Below are 1,288 nucleotides of genomic sequence, written 5' to 3'. Positions count from 1 at the left end.
TGGTCATCTCCCTGTCAAGTAGACAGTAATAAAAAGAGTATTATGCCACGGCCTTTTCCCGATATTCTATCGGGGAAAGGCCGTGAAGTTTTTCTTGGAACCTTTCTGTATTATAGAATTGAATATATTCTTGAATTGCTTGATAAGCCATTTCATATGTTTTTGGGCGCACTAAATACAACTTCTCTGTTTTTAAATGTGAGAAGAATGATTCAATACATGCATTATCAAAACAGTTCCCACGTCTAGAATGACTACCGACAAATCCTAATCTTTCTAACTGCTTTGCGTAAGATTTTGATGTATATTGAAACCCTTGATCTGAATGTAAAAGGGGCTTAATGGATAAGGATTTCCCCTCTAATTGTTGTAATGTAGTTAAAACCAAATCTAAATCATTTCTTCGAGATAGCTTCCAGGCAACAATTTCATTGTTGTATAGATCTAACACAGCTGACAAATAAGCAAACTGATCTCCAATTCGTACATAAGTAATATCCGTTACATATTTTTGATTTTGTTTGTCCGCTTGAAACTCTCGGTTCAAATGATTTTTAAATATCACCGATGTTTTCCTTCCGTAAAATGGACGTTTTTTTCGGATGATAGATTGGATGCCTAATTCTCTCATGAGACGGCGAACACGTTTATGATTCATTACCATTCCTTCTCGAGCTAAAGCACGAGTCATGCGTTTATACCCATAGTAAGGGTGCTGACGATGAATAGATAAAATATGTTCTTTATGCCACATATCCCTTTTCTGACGTAAACGCTGCACGTTATGATATTTCCGCCATTTATAGTAGCCAGCCTTAGAAACTTCCGCGATTTGAAGCAACCATCGGAGTGGATAGGCTTGGCGTAATGAATCGATAAGAGAAAATCGTTCTTTCTTTAGGACCATTCCTTCCCGTGTAGATTTGGATTGCGCTTTTTTAAATACTCAACCTGTGCCTTCAAATAAGCATTTTCTTCTTCTAGATTATTAAAATTCTTTCGATTCCAGACACCACGTTGATCATCAAAGGACTCCCCTTGTTGCGCACGTTTTACCCACTCAATAATCTGGGCATCGCTCTTCACACCGAGTTGTTCACGAATTTCTCGCAATGATTTTCTCTCTTCTAATCGAAGACGAACTGCTTCTCGCTTTAGTTCTTCTGTATATTTTTGAAATGATTGTCCTTTTCTTGCCATAAAAAAATCCCCTCCAGATAAAACAGTATTGAGTCCATCATATCAGATGGACTCTTTTTTTACTGTCTACCTATAGGGGATAATACCA

Annotated in this window: 1 protein-coding gene; it reads right to left on the bottom strand. The window is 37.3% G+C overall.

All coding sequences use genetic code 11. The annotated features are described in order from the left end of the window. Nucleotides 1-40 precede the first annotated feature (40 nt). Nucleotides 41-1,200 (bottom strand): IS3 family transposase gene (locus tag MR136_RS28250; RefSeq protein ID WP_135277373.1). Its coding sequence is split into 2 segments (ribosomal slippage): nt 41-942 and nt 942-1,200, totalling 1,161 coding nucleotides; the frame shifts between segments, so codons are not numbered across the junction. Nucleotides 1,201-1,288 lie beyond the last annotated feature (88 nt).

Origin of the sequence: Bacillus cereus group sp. BfR-BA-01311 (genome assembly GCF_022664295.1) — a bacterium.
Lineage (GTDB): Bacteria > Bacillota > Bacilli > Bacillales > Bacillaceae_G > Bacillus_A > Bacillus_A cereus.
Note: the sequence above shows the minus strand (reverse complement) of the source record. Positions and strands in the feature narration are given on the sequence as shown.